Source organism: Pseudomonas sp. CCNWLW23 (genome assembly GCF_037095675.1).
GTDB lineage: Bacteria > Pseudomonadota > Gammaproteobacteria > Pseudomonadales > Pseudomonadaceae > Aquipseudomonas > Aquipseudomonas atacamensis.
Genome location: NZ_JBAWKM010000047.1, coordinates 1 through 3,336 on the forward strand (window position 1 = coordinate 1; position 3,336 = coordinate 3,336).

A 3,336-nucleotide genomic window follows, 5' to 3' on the forward strand; every position below is an offset into this window, starting at 1 on the left:
AATCTTGACGATGACCTACTCTCACATGGGGAAACCCCACACTACCATCGGCGATGCATCGTTTCACTGCTGAGTTCGGGATGGGATCAGGTGGTTCCAACGCTCTATGGTCGTCAAGAAATTCGGGTACTGACTCGTGACCAGACGGCCTCGCTTCAGCAAATTGGGTATGTGACAGCTTTCGGTGTTTGTGCGTTTCGAACTTTCGGTTCGTTTCGTCTTCACACACCGCAATCTGGTGCCTTTTCAGGTCAGCAAATTGCTTGGGTGTTATATGGTCAAGCCTCACGGGCAATTAGTATTGGTTAGCTCAACGCCTCACAGCGCTTACACACCCAACCTATCAACGTCGTAGTCTTCGACGGCCCTTCAGGGAACTCAAGGTTCCAGTGAGATCTCATCTTGAGGCAAGTTTCCCGCTTAGATGCTTTCAGCGGTTATCTTTCCCGAACATAGCTACCCGGCAATGCCACTGGCGTGACAACCGGAACACCAGAGGTTCGTCCACTCCGGTCCTCTCGTACTAGGAGCAGCCCCTCTCAAATCTCAAACGTCCACGGCAGATAGGGACCGAACTGTCTCACGACGTTCTAAACCCAGCTCGCGTACCACTTTAAATGGCGAACAGCCATACCCTTGGGACCGGCTTCAGCCCCAGGATGTGATGAGCCGACATCGAGGTGCCAAACACCGCCGTCGATATGAACTCTTGGGCGGTATCAGCCTGTTATCCCCGGAGTACCTTTTATCCGTTGAGCGATGGCCCTTCCATACAGAACCACCGGATCACTAAGACCTACTTTCGTACCTGCTCGACGTGTCTGTCTCGCAGTCAAGCGCGCTTTTGCCTTTATACTCTACGACCGATTTCCGACCGGTCTGAGCGCACCTTCGTACTCCTCCGTTACTCTTTAGGAGGAGACCGCCCCAGTCAAACTACCCACCATACACTGTCCTCGATCCGGATAACGGACCTGAGTTAGAACCTCAAAGTTGCCAGGGTGGTATTTCAAGGATGGCTCCACGCGAACTGGCGTCCACGCTTCAAAGCCTCCCACCTATCCTACACAAGCAAATTCAAAGTCCAGTGCAAAGCTATAGTAAAGGTTCACGGGGTCTTTCCGTCTAGCCGCGGATACACTGCATCTTCACAGCGATTTCAATTTCACTGAGTCTCGGGTGGAGACAGCGCCGCCATCGTTACGCCATTCGTGCAGGTCGGAACTTACCCGACAAGGAATTTCGCTACCTTAGGACCGTTATAGTTACGGCCGCCGTTTACCGGGGCTTCGATCAAGAGCTTCGCGTTAGCTAACCCCATCAATTAACCTTCCGGCACCGGGCAGGCGTCACACCCTATACGTCCACTTTCGTGTTTGCAGAGTGCTGTGTTTTTAATAAACAGTCGCAGCGGCCTGGTATCTTCGACCGGCATGAGCTTACGGAGCAAGTCCTTCACCCTCACCGGCGCACCTTCTCCCGAAGTTACGGTGCCATTTTGCCTAGTTCCTTCACCCGAGTTCTCTCAAGCGCCTTGGTATTCTCTACCCAACCACCTGTGTCGGTTTGGGGTACGGTTCCTGGTTACCTGAAGCTTAGAAGCTTTTCTTGGAAGCATGGCATCAACCACTTCGTCACCCAAAGGGTAACTCGTCATCAGCTCTCGGCCTTAAGATCCCGGATTTACCTAAGATCTCAGCCTACCACCTTAAACTTGGACAACCAACGCCAAGCTGGCCTAGCCTTCTCCGTCCCTCCATCGCAATAACCAGAAGTACAGGAATATTAACCTGTTTTCCATCGACTACGCTTTTCAGCCTCGCCTTAGGGACCGACTAACCCTGCGTCGATTAACGTTGCGCAGGAAACCTTGGTCTTTCGGCGTGGGTGTTTTTCACACCCATTGTCGTTACTCATGTCAGCATTCGCACTTCTGATACCTCCAGCAAGCTTCTCAACTCACCTTCACAGGCTTACAGAACGCTCCTCTACCGCATCATCCGAAGATGATACCCGTAGCTTCGGTGTATGGTTTGAGCCCCGTTACATCTTCCGCGCAGGCCGACTCGACTAGTGAGCTATTACGCTTTCTTTAAAGGGTGGCTGCTTCTAAGCCAACCTCCTAGCTGTCTAAGCCTTCCCACATCGTTTCCCACTTAACCATAACTTTGGGACCTTAGCTGACGGTCTGGGTTGTTTCCCTTTTCACGACGGACGTTAGCACCCGCCGTGTGTCTCCCATGCTCGGCACTTGTAGGTATTCGGAGTTTGCATCGGTTTGGTAAGTCGGGATGACCCCCTAGCCGAAACAGTGCTCTACCCCCTACAGTGATACATGAGGCGCTACCTAAATAGCTTTCGAGGAGAACCAGCTATCTCCGAGCTTGATTAGCCTTTCACTCCGATCCACAGGTCATCCGCTAACTTTTCAACGGTAGTCGGTTCGGTCCTCCAGTCAGTGTTACCTAACCTTCAACCTGCCCATGGATAGATCGCCCGGTTTCGGGTCTATTCCCAGCGACTAGACGCCCTATTAAGACTCGCTTTCGCTACGCCTCCCCTATTCGGTTAAGCTCGCCACTGAAAATAAGTCGCTGACCCATTATACAAAAGGTACGCAGTCACAGAACAAAGTCTGCTCCCACTGCTTGTACGCATACGGTTTCAGGATCTATTTCACTCCCCTCTCCGGGGTTCTTTTCGCCTTTCCCTCACGGTACTAGTTCACTATCGGTCAGTCAGTAGTATTTAGCCTTGGAGGATGGTCCCCCCATATTCAGACAAAGTTTCTCGTGCTCCGTCCTACTCGATTTCATGACTAAGAGATTTTCGCGTACAGGGCTATCACCCACTATGGCCGCACTTTCCAGAGCGTTCCGCTAATCTCAAAGCCACTTAAGGGCTAGTCCCCGTTCGCTCGCCACTACTAAGGGAATCTCGGTTGATTTCTTTTCCTCAGGGTACTTAGATGTTTCAGTTCCCCTGGTTCGCCTCTTGCACCTATGTATTCAGTACAAGATAACCATCTTATGATGGCTGGGTTCCCCCATTCAGACATCTCCGGATCAAAGTCTGTTTGCCGACTCCCCGAAGCTTTTCGCAGGCTACCACGTCTTTCATCGCCTCTGACTGCCAAGGCATCCACCGTATGCGCTTCTTCACTTGACCATATAACCCCAAGCAATCTGGTTATACTGTGAAGACGACATTCGCCGAAAATTCGAATTTCTCAACTAAGAGAACTCACAAATTTTACCTTAGCCTGATCCGTTACCAGTGAAAGTAACGTTCAGTCTATCTTTCTATCACATACCCAAATTTTTAAAGAACGATCTA

Annotated in this window: 2 rRNA genes; both read right to left on the minus strand. The window is 51.1% G+C overall.

The window, feature by feature from the left end:
- Positions 1-2: 2 nt before the first annotated feature.
- Positions 3-118: ribosomal RNA gene (gene rrf / locus V8J63_RS27570) — 5S ribosomal RNA — on the minus strand.
- 156 nt (positions 119-274) lie between these two features.
- A 23S ribosomal RNA gene (locus tag V8J63_RS27575) occupies positions 275-3,168 on the minus strand.
- Positions 3,169-3,336 lie beyond the last annotated feature (168 nt).